Origin of the sequence: Aeromicrobium sp. SORGH_AS_0981 (genome assembly GCF_031453195.1) — a bacterium.
Lineage (GTDB): Bacteria > Actinomycetota > Actinomycetes > Propionibacteriales > Nocardioidaceae > Aeromicrobium.
The window spans coordinates 2,810,495-2,825,723 of record NZ_JAVIZD010000001.1; the positions used below are offsets into that span (position 1 = coordinate 2,810,495).

Consider the following 15,229-nt stretch of genomic DNA (forward strand, 5'->3'; position numbering starts at 1 on the left):
ACTAGACGCGACGAGCACCCCGGCCCACCGCGATCCGCACGAGATCGGCGTTGTCGTCGACGGCTCCTCCGTCGGGTCCCTCGACGACGTCCTCGAGGCCGATGCGCGTCGACACGCCGTGGGCCACCGCCAGCTCGAGCATGGGCCACGTCGAGCGGCCCTCGCCGTGCAGCAGCACGGGGAGACCGGTGGGGCGGACGAGCTCGAGCAGACGTTCTGCCGTCTCCTCCTGGTCGGGTGCGTCGGCGAGCTCGAGCAGGACGAGCGCGGTCCGCTCGGGCCACGACGAGTCGAGCCACGCCTGCGCGGCGTCCTCGGTCCACAGCCCGGCGTTCACGGCCACCCCACGCTCGTGCAGGGCCGTCGCGAGGTCGGTGGCGCCGCGCTCGTGCCAGTTCACCGACGCGTGGTCGGGCAGCGTCGTCCAGGCGCCGACCGCGCGGATCGGCGTGCCGCCACCGGTCCAGGCCCACGCCCCGGTGGTGACGCCGACCGGGACGTCGACGGCCTCGCGGACCGCCTCCACCCAGCGCGCCACGTCGGCCGGTGCGAGGCTGTCGCGCCCGTCGTCGGTGCGCGGGTGCACGTGGAGGTCCTGAGCCCCGGCCTCGACCGCGGCGCGGGCGTCCTCGGCGCACGCGGACGCCGTCACCGGGACGGCGGGGTGCTCGTCGACGTCGCGCGAGCCGTTGAGGCACGCCTGGAGGATCACCTGCTGCACGCTGCTCATCGTGCCCCCTGCGCCCGGGCGCTGGCGTAGAGACACACCGCGGCCGCGGTGGCGAGGTTGAGGCTCTCCGCCTGTCCGAGGATCGGCACCGCCACGGCGAGGTCCGCCGCGTCGCGCACCTGCGGCGACAGCCCCTGTGCCTCGTTGCCCATGACCCACGCGGTCGGTGCGGCGAGGTCGACGGGCGACGTCACGCGCTCGGCGTCGAAGAGGTCGAGGTCGGCCTCGCCGTCGGTCGCGAGCACCTGCAGGCCGCGCTCACGGAGCGCGGCGAGGACCAGGTCGTGGTCGCGCTCGACGACCACCGGCAGGTGGAACAGGCTGCCGGCGCTGGCCCGGACCGCCTTCGGGTTCGTGGGGTCGACGCTGTCGGCCGACAGCACGACGGCGTCGGCGCCCGCGGCGTCGGCGCAGCGCAGCACCGCACCGGCGTTGCCGGGGTCGCGCATGTCGTGGCAGACCACGACGAGCCGGGGCGCGGAGGGCAGCGCGTCGAGACCACGCACGACGGTGTCGCAGACGGCGACGACGCCCTGCGGGGTGGTCGCGTCGGCGATCTCGGCGAGGACGTCGTCGTCGACGACGCTCCACGGCACCTCGCCGTCGAGGGCAGCGTCGTGCAGGGCGGCGTGACGATCGGTCGCTGCAGCGGTGGCGAAGACCTCGTGCGTGACGCCCGCCAGGGCGAGCGCCTCGCGGACGGCCTGCGGCCCCTCGGCGAGGAACTGGCCGGTCTCGGCCCGGAAACGCCGCGTGGCGAGCCGTCGAGCACGTCTGACCCGCCCGGTACGGGTGGTCAGGGTCGGCTCGGGGCTCGCCACGGGCGTGGAGGCGAAGGCGGTCAGGCCGTCGCGTCTTCCTTGGGCGCGTTCACGTCGGCCGGAAGGTTGTCCTTCGCGACCTGGACGAGCGCGCTGAACGCGGCGGGCTCGTTGACGGCCAGCTCGGCCAGCATCTTGCGGTCGACCTCGACACCCGCGGCCTTGAGGCCCTGGATGAAGCGGTTGTACGTGATGCCCTCGGCGCGGACCGCAGCGTTGATGCGCTGGATCCAGAGACGACGGAAGTCGCCCTTCTTGGCCTTGCGGTCACGGTAGTTGTAGACCAGGGAGTGAGTGACCTGCTCCTTGGCCTTGCGGTACAGACGCGAGCGCTGGCCACGGTAGCCGGACGCCCGCTCGAGGGTCTCGCGGCGCTTCTTCTGCGCGTTGACGGAACGCTTGACGCGTGCCATGTCGGTTCTCCTTCGGGTGGGGTGCGGTCAGAGACCGAGCAGCTTCTTGACCTTCTTGGTGTCCGCCTTCGACACGTCGGTCGTGCCGGCGAGGCGACGGGTCCGCGTGCTGGACTTGTACTCCAAGAGGTGACGGCGGTTGGTCTGCTCGCGGCGGAGCTTGCCCTTGCCAGTGATCTTGACGCGCTTCTTCATGCCCGAGTGGGGCTTGAACTTCGGCATCTCATGCCTCCATGTCTGGGTCGAGGTTCTCGGAGCGACGCCGGGCCTTCTTGGGCGTCGCGGTCTTCTGCTGGGCCTCGCGGCGCGCCTTCTCGGCGGCTGCCTCGGCCTCGCGCTCCGCGGTCCGCTCGGCCGTGGTCTTCGCCTTCTCGGCGGCGACCTCGGCCTGGGCCTCGGACTTCTTCTTCAGCGGTGCGAGCACCATCGTCATGTTGCGGCCGTCCTGGCGCGGGTGCGCCTCGACGACTCCCAGGTCCGACACGTCCTCACCCAGCTTCTGGAGCAGCCGGTACCCGAGCTCGGGACGGTGCTGCTCACGACCGCGGAACATGATCGTGATCTTGACCTTGTCCCCCGCCTTCAGGAACCGCACGACGTGACCCTTCTTGGTGTCGTAGTCGTGCTGGTCGATCTTGGGGCGGAGCTTCATCTCCTTGATGATGGTGTTCGTCTGGTTGCGTCGTGACTCGCGTGCCTTCTGGGCGGCCTCGTACTTGAACTTGCCGTAGTCCATGAGGCGGCACACCGGGGGGCGGGCCGTCGGGGCGACCTCGACGAGGTCGAGGTCGGACTCGGCGGCGAGGCGCAGGGCGTCCTCGATGCGCACGATGCCGACCTGCTCGCCTCCGGGTCCGACGAGACGGACCTCGGGTACGCGGATGCGGTCGTTGACGCGCAGCTCTGTGCTGATGGATCCTCCTGTGGTCTGTGTCCAGGAGGCCCACGACAATGGCCCCCGTCCCTCAGGACGGAGGCCACCGATGCACGCCGCCGGCGCGTACCGGACGGCGTCGCTCGACCGGGCGTACCGGCCGAGGTACCCCTCGATCCGCGGACCGAGCAGGTGGGAGGTGGGCCTCCACTTCGTCACCAGGATAGCAGGCGAGGCCCGCGGAACGAAAACGGCGCGCTGAGTCGCGCCACCATCCGGTGTCATCCCCGCGAAACACGGCGGACCCGGACGAGCAACAGCGCACCGCCATCCTGGCACCAGGAGGTGCGGACATGAGGTGGAGGGTGCGGGCGACGTTCCCGGACAGGCCGGGGCTGCTCGGTCGGGTGGCGCAGGCCTGCGGCGACGCGGACGTGAACATCGTCGCGATGCAGGTGTTCTCGACCCGGCCGACGGTGACCGACGAGTTCGTCGTCGAGGGCGACGACGGCTGGACCGAGCTGGCGCTCGCGGGGCTGTTCACCGAGGCGGGTGGCTCCGAGGTGTCGGTGACGCGCGCCGACGGCGACGCGCACCTCGACGCGCCGACGCGCTACCTCGACGCCGTCCACGAGGTGCTGGAGGGAGGCCGCGACGTCGAGGAGGTGCTGGGCGAGCTGCTCGCCATCGCCCCGCCCGACGTCGCCGACTACGCCGGGCACGACGTGCTCGACCTGCGACGGCGCAACGGCACGACGCTCAGGGTCAGCCGCGCGGTGCCCTTCACGGCGGTCGAGCGCGCGCGGGCGCAAGCCCTGCTGTCGCTCGTCAGCGACGCGGGCGTCGACGTCCCGCTCATCGCGCCGTCGCCGCGTCACCCGGTCCCGCTGGTGCGGGTGGCCGGGCTCGCCGACATCGAGGCCGTGTCGGCCCTGCACGAGAGGTGCAGCGTCGACACCCTCTACACGCGCTACCAGGTCCCCCTGCGGATGCCGATGACGACCCGCATGGCGCGCCGCCTCGTGACGCCGGAGCACGGGATCGCCCTGGTCGTGCAGGTCGGCCTCGACCTCGTGGGCCACGGTGTCCTCGAGAGGGGCGTGCTGGAGGGCCGTCCCGACGACCACGTCTTCCAGCTGCTCGTCGAGGACGCGTGGCAGGGTCGCGGCTTCGGCACCCTGCTCGTCAAGCAGGCCGCCCGGCACGCGAAGTCCGACGGCGCCGAGCGACTCACGTTCGTCTCCGCGGGCTCCAACGACACCCTGCTCCGGGCCGTCGGCGCCGCTGGGTTCGTCGCCCGCGTCGAGCGTCACGACGCCGCCGTGCACGTGACCGTCCCCCTCGCCGGGGTGCGGGCGGCCGAGACCGCCTGAGGTCCGGCCCGCCGAGGCAGGCCGCCCGTCAGCTCCCTGTGACCCAGGCGTGGCCGGCGTCGGTGGCGACGAGCCGGTCGCCGGCCGCGACGTGGCGCAGGTCGTCGGTCTCGACCACCTGGAAGTGCGGCGACCCGAGGTCGAGCAGGATGGCTGCGGCGCCCTCGGAGAGGGCGGCCACGGCGGCCGCCTGCCCCCACACGGGCACCGGACGAGCCTGCGGGTTCCACCGCGCCATCGCGTCGAGGCTGGTGAAGGTGAGCAGCGCCTGGCGTCCGTCGCGACCGGTCATGAGCACCGCCGCCATGTCGGCGTCCTTGTCGCCCGACACGAGCGCCTCCGGCCCGGCGGCGCGGCTCGCCTCGCCGAGGGTCGCCACGATCGGGACGAAGACCCGCACCTGGCCGAGCAGCGAGAGGACCGCCGTGGTGTCGCCGAGCACCGCACCGAGGCGAGGGTCGAGCCGGCCGTCGTCGTCGGGGAACGCCGGCTCTGCGAGCGAACGGCCCGTCACGGGACGCGCCGCACGAGGTCGTCGACGGCGTCCCGCACCCGACCGTGACCGCTGGAACCCTGCAGCGCGAACAGCATGAGCCGCTCGTCGTCGACGGTCACCAGCGTCGGCCACGGTGCGCCCTCGCCGAACGCGAAGCCTCGGACCCGCGACCACGGCACGTGGTGGGTGCGGAAGCCGTTGACGACCTCGAGCTCGTCGTCGCCCACCGTCACCCGGCTGCGTCCGATGCCGTGCAGGATCACGAGGAACACGGCGATCGAGCCGTACAGCGTGAGCGCCTGCGACAGCGTCACCTGCGCGCGGATGTCCTGCGGCAGGGCCAGGGTCACGGCCACGCTCATCGCCACGAGCGCCCCGCACGACCCGTACGCGACGTACCGGGTGCCGCCCGGGCGGTAGGTCGTCCTCACACCCGGCACGCGAGGATGTCCGTGACGAGGATGCCGCGGGCGCCGAGGCCGTACAGGCTGTCCATGATCTTCTGGGCGGCGTCGCGCGGCACCATCGAGCGCACGGCGACCCACCCCTCGCGATGAAGTGGCGACACCGTCGGCGACTCGATGCCCGGGGTCAGCTCGACGGCGCGCTCCACGTGCTCGACGCGGATGTCGTAGTCCATCATCACGTACGTGCGCGCGACGAGGACGCTGTCGAGGCGACGCTTGAACACCTCGTAGCCGGCGGGCTCCTCGGCCCCGGCACGGGTGATCAGCACGGCCTCCGACGACAGGATCGGGTCGCCGAACACGGCGAGGTCGGCCTGGCGCAGGGTGCTGCCCGTCTCGACGACGTCGGCGATGGCGTCGGCGACGCCGAGCCGGATCGACGACTCGACCGCACCGTCCAGGCGCACGACCGAGGCGCTCACGCCGCGTCCGCGCAGGTAGTCCTGGACGATCACGGGGTAGGACGTGGCGATGCGCTTGCCCTCGAGCTCGTCGATGGTCCGCATCGTGCCCGTGGGGGCGGCGAAGCGGAAGGTCGACCGGCCGAAGCCGAGCCCGACCTGCTCCGCCGCCGAGGCGGCGGAGTCGAGCAGCAGGTCGCGGCCGGTGATGCCGACGTCGAGCGTCCCCTCCCCCACGTACACGGCGATGTCGCGCGGGCGGAGGTAGAAGAACTCGACGTCGTTCTCGGCGTCGACGAGGACGAGGTCCTTCGCGTTGCGCCGCTGCCGGTACCCGGCCTCGGCGAGGATCTGGCTGGCGGCCTCGGACAGGGCGCCCTTGTTGGGCACGGCCACTCTCAGCATGGTGGGGTCCTTCTGACGATGGGGTGCGGGCCCGGCAGTCGGCTGCCGTCGACGACAGCGGCGCGGCCCAGGAGGTCAGGCTCCGCTGTCGTCACAGATGCGCGTAGACGTCGTCGAGCGTGATGCCGGCGGCGATCATCATCACCTGCGCGTGGTACAGCAGCTGGCTGAGCTCCTCGGCGGTCCGCTCGCGGCCCTCGTGCTCGGCGGCCATCCACGACTCGGCGGCCTCCTCGACGAGCTTCTTGCCGATGGCGTGCACGCCGGCGTCGAGCTCGGCCACGGTGCGCGAGCCCTCGGGCCGGGCCTGCGCCTTGGCGGCGAGCTCGGCGAACAGGTCCTCGAAGGTCTTCATGGTGACCTCAGTCTAGGGACGCGAGACCGCGGAGGGTCGCCCAGGTCGACAGAGCGGCCTCGGCGGCCTCCCGCCCCTTGTCCTCGGCGCTTCCCTCGAGACCGGCACGGTCGAGCGCCTGCTCCTCGGTGTCGCACGTCAGCAGCCCGAACCCCACGGGCACGCCGGTGTCGAGCGCGACCCGCGCGAGGCCGTCGGTAGCCGCGGCCGACACGTACTCGAAGTGCGGCGTCCCGCCACGGATGATGACGCCCAGCGCGACCACGGCGTCGAAGCCGGCTGCCGCGCAGCCCTGCGACACGAGGGGCAGCTCGAAGGACCCGGCCGCACGCAGCAGCGTCACGTCGGTGACGCCGGCGTCGGCGAGGGCGCGCTGGGCGCCCGCGACCAGACCGTCCATGACCTGGTCGTGCCAGCTCGACGCGACGATCGCGACGCGCGCGCCCGCGGCCTCGACCTTCAGGGTGGGTGCTCCGTGTCCGCTCATGACTCGTCCTCCGTGGTGTCGCCGAGGCCGAGGTCGGGCAGGTCGTGGCCCATGCGCTCGGCCTTCGTGCGCAGGTACTGGATGTTCTCGGGCGTCGGCTCGATCTGGATCGGCACCCGCTCGGCGACCTTGACGCCGTAGGCCTCGAGCTGCGTGGCCTTGTCGGGGTTGTTGGTCAGCAGCCGCACCGAGCGCAGGCCGAGGTCGCGCAGCATCTGCGCCCCCGCGGCGTAGTCGCGCTCGTCCTCGCCGAAGCCGAGGGCGAGGTTGGCGTCGACCGTGTCGCTGCCGGCGTCCTGCAGCGCGTACGCCTGCAGCTTGTGCAGCAGGCCGATCCCCCGGCCCTCGTGCCCGCGCAGGTAGACGACGACACCGGCGCCCTCGGCCTTGATCTTGGCCATCGACGCCTGCAGCTGCGGGCCGCAGTCGCAGCGTCGCGAGCCGAAGACGTCACCGGTCAGGCACTCCGAGTGCAGCCGTACCAGCACCCCCTGGCCGTCGGCGGAGGCCGCGTCGACGTCGCCGTGCACGAGCGCGACGTGCTCCGCACCGTCGATGCGGTCGCGGTAGCCGAGCGCCCGGAACGCGCCGAACTCGGTCGGCAGCGAGGTCTCCGCGAGCCGCTCGACCTGCGACTCGTGCAGGCGCAGGTGCACCTGCAGGTCCTCGATCGAGACGAGGGCGAGGTCGTGCTCGTCGGCGAACGCCCGCAGCGCAGGGGCGCGCATCAGCTCGCCGTCGTCGTGCACCACCTCGCCGATGACGCCGACCGGCGTGAGACCCGCCAGGCGGGTGAGGTCGACGGCAGCCTCCGTGTGCCCGGCACGGGCCAGCACGCCGCCGTCCTTCGCGCGCAGCGGCAGCACGTGACCCGGCATGACGAGCTCGAAGGACTCGGTCGCCGAGTCCGCCAGGACCCGGACGGTCCGTGCCCGGTCGGCGGCCGAGATGCCGGTCGTGATGCCGTCGCGCGCGTCGACGGAGATCGTGTAGGCCGTGCGCATGAGCTCGCGGTTGTGCGGCGTCATGAGCGGGATGCCGAGCCGGTCCAGGACCGCGCCCGGCGCCGGCGCGCACACGTAGCCGCTGGAGTGCCGGATGAGGAAGCCCATCAGCTCCGGTGTCGCCTTGCTCGCGGCGAAGATGATGTCGCCCTCGTTCTCGCGGCCCGGGTCGTCGACCACGACGACGGCCTTGCCGTCGCGGATGTCGGCGATCGCGCGCTCGATGCTGTCGAGCCGGACGGTGTCGCCGTCGGCGTCGGCGTAGGTGCTCATGCGGGGTTCTCCTTCGGGAGGCGGGCGGCGAGCAGCCGCTCCACGTACTTGGCGAGGACGTCGACCTCGAGGTTCACCCGGTCGCCGGGGGCGAGGGTGCCGAGGGTCGTGTCCGCGAGGGTGGTGGGGATGAGGGACACCGAGAACCAGGGAGCGGGGTCCTGGGGGTCGGTGACCTCGACGACCGTGAGCGAGACGCCCTGGACCGTGATCGATCCCTTGGGCACGAGGTAGCGCGCGAGGTCGGCGGGCAGCGAGAAGCGCAGCACCTCCCAGTGCTCGCTCGGGGTGCGGTCGATCAGCGCGCCCGTGCCGTCGACGTGCCCCTGCACGACGTGGCCGCCCATGCGACCGCCCGCCGCCATCGCGCGCTCGAGGTTGACCTCGGCCCCGGGCGCGAGGTCGCCGAGCGACGTCTTGTCGAGCGACTCGGCCATGACGTCGGCGCTGAAGACGTCGCCGTCCTGCGCCGCCAGGTCCGTGACGGTCAGGCAGCAGCCGTTGACCGAGATCGACGCTCCATGGGTCGCGTCGCTCGTGACGAGCGGTCCGCGCACGGAGAGCCGTACCGCGTCGTCGAGCGTCTCGACCGCGGTCACGACGCCCTTCTCCTCCACGAGTCCGGTGAACATCAGGGCATCTCCTCCCGCGGGGCACGCCCGGGCGTGCCGATGATGCGGATGTCGGGTCCGATCCGCGCGACGTCGTCGAGGTCGATCGGCCGCAGGTCGGCGAGCGTCGCGGCCTCGCCCTCCAGCGCGGCCCGTCCCGAGCCCAGCATCGCCGGGGCGATGTAGCCGATGACGCGGTCGACCAGCCCGGCGTTCCAGAAGCCGCCGGCCAGCCGGGGGCCGCCCTCCAGCCACACGTGGTGCACGCCGTTCTCGACCATCTTCGCGAGCACCTCCTGCGGCTCGCGGGTCTGCACCAGCAGCGTCGGCGCGACCCGGTCGAAGACGCGGTAGTAGGAGGGGATGCGCGACTCCCCCACCACCACGCGCAGCGGCTGCTGCGCGTACGGCAGGGGCAGGTCGTCGGCGTCGCGCACCGTCAGGCGTGGGTCGTCGGCCAGCACCGCGCCGGTGCCGGCCATGATCGCGTCGGCCTCCGCCCGGAAGCGCTGGACGTCACGACGGGCCTCGGCCGACGTGATCCACTTGCTCGAGCCGTCCGGTGCCGCGCTGAGACCGTCCATCGTGGCCGCGTACTTCCAGGTCACGAACGGACGTCCGTGCGTGACGGCGAAGGTCCACTCGACGTTGAGCGCCGCGGCCTCCTCCTCCAGGACCCCGCCCTCGACGTCGACACCGGCCGCGCGCAGCCGCTCGGCGCCGCCCGCGGCCTCCGGGTTCGGGTCGGACTGGCCGTGCACCACGCGAGCGACCCCTGCCGCCAGCAGCGCGTCGACGCAGGGGCCGGTGCGACCGGTGTGGGCGCAGGGCTCCAGGGTGACGACGGCCGTGGCACCGCGGGCCGCGTCGCCGGCCTGCTGCAGGGCGTCGACCTCGGCGTGGGCGGTCCCGGCACCGCGGTGCGCACCCACGGCGAGGACCTCGCCCGACGGGGCGAGGAGCACACAGCCCACACGGGGGTTCGGGAGCGTCCGCGCGGTGGACCGGGCGGCCTCGAGGGCCGTGCGCATCGCCTGCAGCTCGGTGTCGCTCGCCATCTCGTCCTCCGGTCGGGCTCGCCGCACCGGGGTCGACGGGTCCGACGCCAGGGTCCAGGACGGACCTCGGCCCCAGACCCCGCGTGTTTCCTCTCATCCGGACTTTCACCGTCGGTACCGGAGTTCCACCGGTTCAACCTCACCCCGAGAGGTGCGGGTCGCGGACTGTCACCGCCGGTTCGGACTTGCACCGACCCCGGAACACGCGAGCTGTTGCTCGTTCGGCGACAGTCTAGCCGGGCGTGTCGCACCCGCTGCGACGTCCCACGCTACGGACGCGTCGAGCCGTCCGTCCGGGCCGCGGTCGTACCGCTCAGTGCGCGCAAGCGCTGGTGGCGAGGTCCCGCAGGGTCTCCACCATGGCGCCCGGGTCGTCCGCGCCGAAGACCGCCGAGCCGGCGACGAAGGTGTCGGCGCCGGCCTCGGCGCACCGTTCGATGGTCTCGACGGAGACCCCGCCGTCCACCTGCAGCCACACCTCTCCCCCACTGGCCTCGATGAGCTCGCGGGTGCGCCGGATCTTCGGCAGGCAGAGGTCGAGGAACTTCTGGCCGCCGAACCCGGGCTCCACCGTCATCACGAGGACCATGTCGAGCTCGGGCAGCAGCTCGGCGTAGGGCTCGATCGGCGTCGCCGGCTTGAGCGCCATGGAGGCCCGCGCACCCTGGGCGCGGATCTCGCGGGCCAGCCGCACCGGCGCCGCCGCAGCCTCGACGTGGAAGGTGATGCTCCCGGCTCCGGCCTCGGCGAACGCGGGGGCCCAGCGGTCGGGGTCGGCGATCATCAGGTGGGCGTCGATCGGCTGCTGCGCCGCCTTGCTCAGCGCCTCGATGACGGGGGCACCGAGCGTCAGGTTCGGCACGAAGTGGTTGTCCATGACGTCCATGTGCAGCCAGTCCGCCGTCGGGATGCGAGCGGCCTCCCCCGCGAGGTTCGCGAAGTCGGCGTTCAGCAGGCTCGGCGTGATCTGGATGGCCATGGCCGACAGCGTAGTGGCGGGTCCGACGCCCTCGGCGCGTGGTCGGGGCTCAGGTCAGCGACGGCGCAGGAGGGCGAGGAACATGGCGTCGGTGCCGTCGCGGTGCGGCCACCACCGGTGGACGCCGACGAGCTGGGCGACACCGGGGCCGACCGACTCGACGACCTCGATCGTCTCGTCGACGAGCGGGGAGCAGGTCGCGTAGCCCACGAGCCCGCCCGGACGCGACAGCTCGACCGCGCGGCGCAGCAGCGCGCGCTGCAGCGGCACGAGCGAGGCGAGGTCCTCCGGCGTCCGACGCCAGCGCGACTCCGGCCGCCGGCGCAGCGCACCGAGCCCCGTGCAGGGCGCGTCGACGAGGACACGGTCGAAGGAGCCGGGCTCCCACGGCCCCTCGCGTCCGTCGTGGACGGTGACCTCGACGTCGGGGAGGGCCCGCAGCCCGCGTCGGACGAGCTCCGCGCGGTGCGGCTGCACCTCGTTGGCGACGAGATGGGCGCCGCGCTGCGCGGCCAGTGCACCCAGGAGCGCGGCCTTGCCGCCCGGGCCGGCGCACAGGTCGAGCCAGCGAGCGTCGGACCCCTCGAGCGCAGCCTCGGCCAAGGTGAGGGCCACCATCTGCGATCCCTCGTCCTGCACGCCCGCGCGACCGTCGCGGACGGCGGGGACGTCGCCGGGGTCACCGGCGTCGAGGACGCGCGCGTAGGGCGACACCTGGCCGGGCGTGCCCGGCAGGTCGGACGCGTCGACGAGCCCGGGGCGGGCCACGAGCGTCACCTTCGGCGGACGGTTGTCGGCCTCGAGCAGGGCGTCGAGCTCGTCGGCGGCGTCGACCGCGCGCAGAGCGGACCGCAGCGCCCGGACGACCCAGACCGGGTGCGACCGGCGGACCGCGAGGGCGTCGTCCGGCTCGAGGCCCTCGGTGAGCCGCTCGACCCAGGTGTCGAGGTCGTCGGCCGCGACCTTGCGCAGCACCGCGTTCACGAGTCCGGCCGGCTTGTGGCCGACCACGCGGCGGACGAGGCTCACGCTGGTCGACACTGCCGCGTGCGACGGCACGCGCATGGACAGCGCCTGGTGCGCACCGAGGCGGAGCACGTCGCGCACCTCGGGGTCGAGCGGCCGGCCCACGAGGGAGTCGAGCACCGCGTCGTACGTGCCGCGCAGGCGCAGCGTCCCGTGCACGAGCTCGGTGGCGAACGCGGCGTCGCGTCCGACGATGCCTCGTTCGCGCAGGAGCTGCGGCAGGAGCAGGTTGACGTAGGCGTCCCGCTCGTCGGCCGCGCGCAGCACGTCGTAGGCGACGCCGCGCGACGGGTCGCTCATACGAGCACCGTGCCCGGCTCGATCGTCGTGCCGCGCGCCCAGTCGGCCGCCGCCATCGGCTTCTTGCCCGTCGGCTGCACCGTGCCGAGCACGACGTCGGTCGTGGCGGTGCCCACGCGGACCTCGCGCCGGCCGGCCTGGACCTCGCCCGGGCGCAGCGTGTCGTCGGTCGTCGGGGTGACGGGTCCGAGCTTCACGCGTTGCCCGTCGAGCAGCGTCCAGGCACCGGGTGCGGGCGTGCACCCGCGGACCTGGCGGTCCACTGCGAAGGCCGGACGGCTCCAGTCGACGTGCGCGTCGTCGGTCGTGAGCTTCGGGGCGTACGTGACGCCGTCCTCGGGCTGGGCCACGGCGCCGATGTCGCCGTCCTCGACGTGGTCGAGGGCGTCGACGAGGAGCCGCGCGCCCTCGTGGGCGAGCCGCTCGAGGAGCGTGCCGGCGGTGTCGTCGTCGCGGATCCGCTCGGTGATCGTGCCCAGCACCGGTCCGGCGTCGAGCGCCTCGACCAGGCTGAAGACCGTGGCGCCCGTGACCTCGTCGCCGGCCATGATCGACCGCTGGACCGGCGCGGCGCCGCGCCAGGCGGGCAGGGCCGAGAAGTGCAGGTTGAGCCAGCCGTACTCCGGCACGTCGAGCGCCTCGCGCTTCAGCAGGGCGCCGTACGCGACGATCGGGCAGCAGGCGGGACCGATCTCGCGGAGCCGGTCGAGGAACGCCGGGTCGTCGGCACGCGCGGGCTTGAGCACCTCGATGCCGAGCTCCGCGGCTCGGGCCGCGACCGGGGAGGGGTGCAGGGTGCGACCGCGACCCTGGCGCGCGTCGGGGCGGGTCACGACCGCGGCGACGTCGTGCCGGCTCCCGAGCAGCGCCTCCAGGGACGGCAGGGCGGTCTCGGGGGTACCTGCGAACACGATCCTCACGTCGGCCGAGTCTAGGTGCTCGCCACGACCCGGCCTGCCCCGCGTGGTGGTGCCGTGTGGTGGTGCCGTGTGGTCGTGCCGTGTGATGGTGCGGGGACTCAGAAGGCGTGCGGGTCGACGCGCACGCGCAGCGGCGGCTGCTTGGCCGCCGAGCGGGCCGCCTGCACGTCCTTCAGCGCGGCAGCCAGGGCCGGGCCCTCGCGACGTGGCGCCCGCAGCACCAGACGCTCGTGGACCGGCTCGCCCGGGCGCGTGGACGTGGGCACCGGCCCGAGCACCTCGGTGGAGGGCGTCCACCGTGCGTCGACGAGCGGCGCGACGTCGGCGACCGGACCTTCGAGCACGGCCACCCGGGCGACGGGAGGCAGGTGGGCCTCCGAGCGCTCGGCGAGCTCGCGCTCGGCGAGCCCGGCGGGGTCCGCGCGCACGAGTCCTTGCAGGAGCGCCGGGTCGCCCACCGCCACGGCGTCGGCGCGCTCCCGCGCCAGAGCGAGGGCGTTGAACCAGCGGCGGTGCGCCTCCTCGAGCACCCGGAGGTCGTCGCGGCCCAGGGCGAGCCAGGTGTCCATGAGCACGACGAGCGCGTAGCCCCCGGCCACCCGAGGCTCCGCGCCGGGCGTGGCGAGCACCAGCACGTCGCCCTCGGGCGCGACAGCCAGCACGTCGGCGCCGCCGGAGGTGACCACCTCCCGGCCCGGGAACGCGGCGGCGTACTCCTCGGCGGTCCGCAGCTGGCCGACGACGGGTGCGCGGAGCCGGTGCGACCCGCAGGTGCGGCAGGACCAGTGCGGAGCAGCGGCCCCGCACCAACGGCACGTGGGCTGGGCGTCGCGACCGGACTGGGCGAGCGGTCCCTCGCACGTCGTGCACCGGGCCGGGGTCCGGCAGTCCTGGCAGGCGAGGGAGGTGCGGTAGCCCCGGCGCGGCACCTGCACGAGCACCGGTCCGTCGGCGCGCCGGACCGCGGCGAACACCTCGTGCGGCAGCCGGGCGGGAGCACCACCGGCGACGCTGCCGTCGGTGACGGCGAGCCGTGGCCAGGCGCGACGCCGGGTGACCGCCTCGGCCCGGACCGACCGTGCCCAGCCCGACGCGACCAACGACTGGCCCTCCGCCGTGCGCGCGTAGCCCGCCAGGAGCAGCGCCGTGTCCTCCCGGACGGCGCGGGTGAGCAGCACCTCGCGGGTGTGCAGGTACGGGGCGCGGGGCTCGACGTACAGGTCGTCGCCGTCGTCCCAGAGCGCCACGAGGCCCAGCTGCCGGACGGGCGCGAAGGCGGCGGCGCGGGTGCCCAGCACCACCGACACCTCGCCCCTCGCGACGGCCAGGAACGCCCGGTAGCGCTCGGCGGGCTTCTGCGCGGACGACAGGACCACGTGACGTCCGTCGCCGAGGACGGAGCCGAGCACGGTGTCCCAGTGGTCGAGGTCGCGGGCGTCGGGGACGCAGACCACGCTGCCGCGACCGGAGCGCAGCGTGGCCAGGACCGCCTCCGCGACGGCGACCGCGGGGTCGCGCAGCGGGAGAGCCTCCCACACGACGCGCGGCGCTCCGCCGGACTCCAGCGAGGTGAGGAGGGTGGGGCCGTCCGGCCACAGGTGCCAGGCCTCGTCGTCGACGTCGGGCAGGGGACCCTCGGGCGCGGGGGTCGACGGACGTGCCTCGACCCGTGCCTGACGGGGCGGGACGGCCAGGCGCAGCACGTCGGACAGCGTGCCCGCCCAGCGGTCGGCGACCTCGCGAGCCAGTCCGAGCACCTCCGGGCTCAGCACCGGTTCGGCCGACACGACCTTGGCCAGTGGCGCGAGCCGGCCCTGGTGCGACGACCCGCCGCCGACACCGACCACGAACCCGTCGGTGAGTCGCCCGGCGAAGCGCACCTTGACCCGGCATCCGGGCACGGGCTGCGGATCGAGCTCGGGGGGCACCGCGTAGTCGAAGAGCCGGTCGAGGTGCGGCAGCGGCGTGTCGACCGCCACCCGCGCGACCAGCACGGGCTCGGCGTCAGGACCAGGCTGGTCGGCCGCCTCCGGGCCCGCTGCCGCCTGGGTCGTCGGTGGGGGCTGGGTCGTCGGTGGGGGCGAGGGCGGCAGCGCGAGGAGCTCGAGCTGGTCGCTGGTGGTCACGCGGACTGTCTACCAGTCGGCTCCGACGGCGCGACCGCCCCACCATGGCCCCACCCACGGGCCCGTCACGGTCCCACCCACGACGGACGAGACGCCGCCCCGGGCCGGGG

The 15,229-nt window shown here is 73.9% G+C and carries 18 protein-coding genes and 1 riboswitch; of the genes, 1 reads left to right on the plus strand and 17 read right to left on the minus strand.

All coding sequences use genetic code 11. From position 1 onward, the window contains the following. Nucleotide 1: 1 nt before the first annotated feature. Genes QE370_RS14085 through infC form a run of 5 tightly spaced genes read right to left on the minus strand, consistent with a single transcriptional unit; the run spans nucleotide 2 to nucleotide 3,057 of the window. On the minus strand, nucleotides 2–730 hold the full coding sequence (locus QE370_RS14085; protein ID WP_309634717.1) for a 3-keto-5-aminohexanoate cleavage protein: 729 nt from the start codon (nucleotides 728–730) through the stop codon (nucleotides 2–4). Then, nucleotides 727–1,551: an RNA methyltransferase gene (locus QE370_RS14090; protein ID WP_309634718.1), complete on the minus strand. Its 825-nt coding sequence runs from the start codon at nucleotides 1,549–1,551 to the stop codon at nucleotides 727–729. The genes QE370_RS14085 and QE370_RS14090 overlap by 4 nt, the downstream gene beginning before the upstream one ends. A gap of 20 nt (nucleotides 1,552–1,571) precedes the next feature. After that, complete coding sequence (gene rplT, locus QE370_RS14095; RefSeq protein ID WP_253024662.1) at nucleotides 1,572–1,964, minus strand: 50S ribosomal protein L20; 393 nt, start codon at nucleotides 1,962–1,964, stop codon at nucleotides 1,572–1,574. A gap of 27 nt (nucleotides 1,965–1,991) precedes the next feature. Next, nucleotides 1,992–2,186, minus strand: a complete 195-nt coding sequence (rpmI, locus tag QE370_RS14100) for a 50S ribosomal protein L35 (protein ID WP_253024664.1) — start codon at nucleotides 2,184–2,186, stop codon at nucleotides 1,992–1,994. Nucleotide 2,187: 1 nt separating this feature from the next. Further along, nucleotides 2,188–3,057 (minus strand): translation initiation factor IF-3, encoded by an 870-nt coding sequence (infC, locus tag QE370_RS14105; RefSeq protein ID WP_308207054.1) that lies wholly within the window; start codon nucleotides 3,055–3,057, stop codon nucleotides 2,188–2,190. Nucleotides 3,058–3,191: 134 nt separating this feature from the next. Here infC and QE370_RS14110 point away from each other — a divergent pair, with 134 nt between their 5' ends. Continuing rightward, nucleotides 3,192–4,211: a GNAT family N-acetyltransferase gene (locus QE370_RS14110; protein WP_253024666.1), complete on the plus strand. Its 1,020-nt coding sequence runs from the start codon at nucleotides 3,192–3,194 to the stop codon at nucleotides 4,209–4,211. 28 nt (nucleotides 4,212–4,239) lie between these two features. On the opposite strand, the gene QE370_RS14115 is transcribed toward QE370_RS14110, so the two are convergent. The 12 genes from QE370_RS14115 to QE370_RS14170 all read right to left on the minus strand — a co-directional run bounded on the left by QE370_RS14115 (nucleotide 4,240) and on the right by QE370_RS14170 (nucleotide 15,119). Beyond that, nucleotides 4,240–4,725: an SseB family protein gene (locus QE370_RS14115; protein ID WP_253024668.1), complete on the minus strand. Its 486-nt coding sequence runs from the start codon at nucleotides 4,723–4,725 to the stop codon at nucleotides 4,240–4,242. Then, entirely contained in the window at nucleotides 4,722–5,138 is a 417-nt protein-coding gene (locus QE370_RS14120; RefSeq protein ID WP_309634719.1) for a PH domain-containing protein, read from the minus strand. The genes QE370_RS14115 and QE370_RS14120 overlap by 4 nt, the downstream gene beginning before the upstream one ends. After that, entirely contained in the window at nucleotides 5,135–5,980 is an 846-nt protein-coding gene (gene hisG / locus QE370_RS14125) for an ATP phosphoribosyltransferase (RefSeq protein ID WP_286690515.1), read from the minus strand. The genes QE370_RS14120 and hisG overlap by 4 nt, the downstream gene beginning before the upstream one ends. 91 nt (nucleotides 5,981–6,071) lie before the next feature. Continuing rightward, nucleotides 6,072–6,335: a phosphoribosyl-ATP diphosphatase gene (locus QE370_RS14130; protein ID WP_067857173.1), complete on the minus strand. Its 264-nt coding sequence runs from the start codon at nucleotides 6,333–6,335 to the stop codon at nucleotides 6,072–6,074. Between the two features lie 7 nt (nucleotides 6,336–6,342). Next, nucleotides 6,343–6,822 (minus strand): 6,7-dimethyl-8-ribityllumazine synthase, encoded by a 480-nt coding sequence (ribH, locus tag QE370_RS14135; RefSeq protein WP_309634720.1) that lies wholly within the window; start codon nucleotides 6,820–6,822, stop codon nucleotides 6,343–6,345. Beyond that, nucleotides 6,819–8,099 (minus strand): bifunctional 3,4-dihydroxy-2-butanone-4-phosphate synthase/GTP cyclohydrolase II, encoded by a 1,281-nt coding sequence (locus QE370_RS14140; protein WP_253024676.1) that lies wholly within the window; start codon nucleotides 8,097–8,099, stop codon nucleotides 6,819–6,821. The genes ribH and QE370_RS14140 overlap by 4 nt, the downstream gene beginning before the upstream one ends. Next, nucleotides 8,096–8,731: a riboflavin synthase gene (locus tag QE370_RS14145; RefSeq protein ID WP_253024678.1), complete on the minus strand. Its 636-nt coding sequence runs from the start codon at nucleotides 8,729–8,731 to the stop codon at nucleotides 8,096–8,098. Before QE370_RS14145 ends, QE370_RS14140 begins: the two co-directional genes overlap by 4 nt. After that, entirely contained in the window at nucleotides 8,731–9,768 is a 1,038-nt protein-coding gene (gene ribD / locus QE370_RS14150; protein WP_309634721.1) for a bifunctional diaminohydroxyphosphoribosylaminopyrimidine deaminase/5-amino-6-(5-phosphoribosylamino)uracil reductase RibD, read from the minus strand. Before ribD ends, QE370_RS14145 begins: the two co-directional genes overlap by 1 nt. Nucleotides 9,769–9,849: 81 nt before the next feature. Next, nucleotides 9,850–9,977, minus strand: a riboswitch (FMN riboswitch). 104 nt (nucleotides 9,978–10,081) lie between these two features. Then, nucleotides 10,082–10,747: a ribulose-phosphate 3-epimerase gene (gene rpe / locus QE370_RS14155; RefSeq protein WP_309634722.1), complete on the minus strand. Its 666-nt coding sequence runs from the start codon at nucleotides 10,745–10,747 to the stop codon at nucleotides 10,082–10,084. A gap of 54 nt (nucleotides 10,748–10,801) precedes the next feature. Next, a complete protein-coding gene (locus QE370_RS14160; protein ID WP_309634723.1) occupies nucleotides 10,802–12,073 on the minus strand; it encodes a transcription antitermination factor NusB in 1,272 nt (423 codons plus the stop codon). Continuing rightward, nucleotides 12,070–12,993 (minus strand): methionyl-tRNA formyltransferase, encoded by a 924-nt coding sequence (gene fmt / locus QE370_RS14165; RefSeq protein ID WP_309634724.1) that lies wholly within the window; start codon nucleotides 12,991–12,993, stop codon nucleotides 12,070–12,072. The genes QE370_RS14160 and fmt overlap by 4 nt, the downstream gene beginning before the upstream one ends. Nucleotides 12,994–13,091: 98 nt before the next feature. Continuing rightward, the gene (locus QE370_RS14170; protein WP_309634725.1) at nucleotides 13,092–15,119 is read right to left on the minus strand and encodes a primosome assembly protein PriA; all 2,028 of its coding nucleotides are present in this window, start codon (nucleotides 15,117–15,119) and stop codon (nucleotides 13,092–13,094) included. Between the last annotated feature and the right edge of the window lie 110 nt (nucleotides 15,120–15,229).

Bases quoted from the DNA above. Each gene is read 5' to 3' on its own strand.
- ribH (WP_309634720.1), bottom strand. From the start codon at position 6,822: ATGAGCGGACACGGAGCACCCACCCTGAAGGTCGAGGCCGCGGGCGCG.
- hisG (WP_286690515.1), bottom strand. From the start codon at position 5,980: ATGCTGAGAGTGGCCGTGCCCAACAAGGGCGCCCTGTCCGAGGCCGCC.
- QE370_RS14160 (WP_309634723.1), bottom strand. From the start codon at position 12,073: ATGAGCGACCCGTCGCGCGGCGTCGCCTACGACGTGCTGCGCGCGGCC.
- rpmI (WP_253024664.1), bottom strand. From the start codon at position 2,186: ATGCCGAAGTTCAAGCCCCACTCGGGCATGAAGAAGCGCGTCAAGATC.
- QE370_RS14110 (WP_253024666.1), top strand. From the start codon at position 3,192: ATGAGGTGGAGGGTGCGGGCGACGTTCCCGGACAGGCCGGGGCTGCTC.
- rplT (WP_253024662.1), bottom strand. From the start codon at position 1,964: ATGGCACGCGTCAAGCGTTCCGTCAACGCGCAGAAGAAGCGCCGCGAG.
- rpe (WP_309634722.1), bottom strand. From the start codon at position 10,747: ATGGCCATCCAGATCACGCCGAGCCTGCTGAACGCCGACTTCGCGAAC.
- QE370_RS14145 (WP_253024678.1), bottom strand. From the start codon at position 8,731: ATGTTCACCGGACTCGTGGAGGAGAAGGGCGTCGTGACCGCGGTCGAG.
- QE370_RS14130 (WP_067857173.1), bottom strand. From the start codon at position 6,335: ATGAAGACCTTCGAGGACCTGTTCGCCGAGCTCGCCGCCAAGGCGCAG.
- QE370_RS14085 (WP_309634717.1), bottom strand. From the start codon at position 730: ATGAGCAGCGTGCAGCAGGTGATCCTCCAGGCGTGCCTCAACGGCTCG.
- ribD (WP_309634721.1), bottom strand. From the start codon at position 9,768: ATGGCGAGCGACACCGAGCTGCAGGCGATGCGCACGGCCCTCGAGGCC.
- QE370_RS14140 (WP_253024676.1), bottom strand. From the start codon at position 8,099: ATGAGCACCTACGCCGACGCCGACGGCGACACCGTCCGGCTCGACAGC.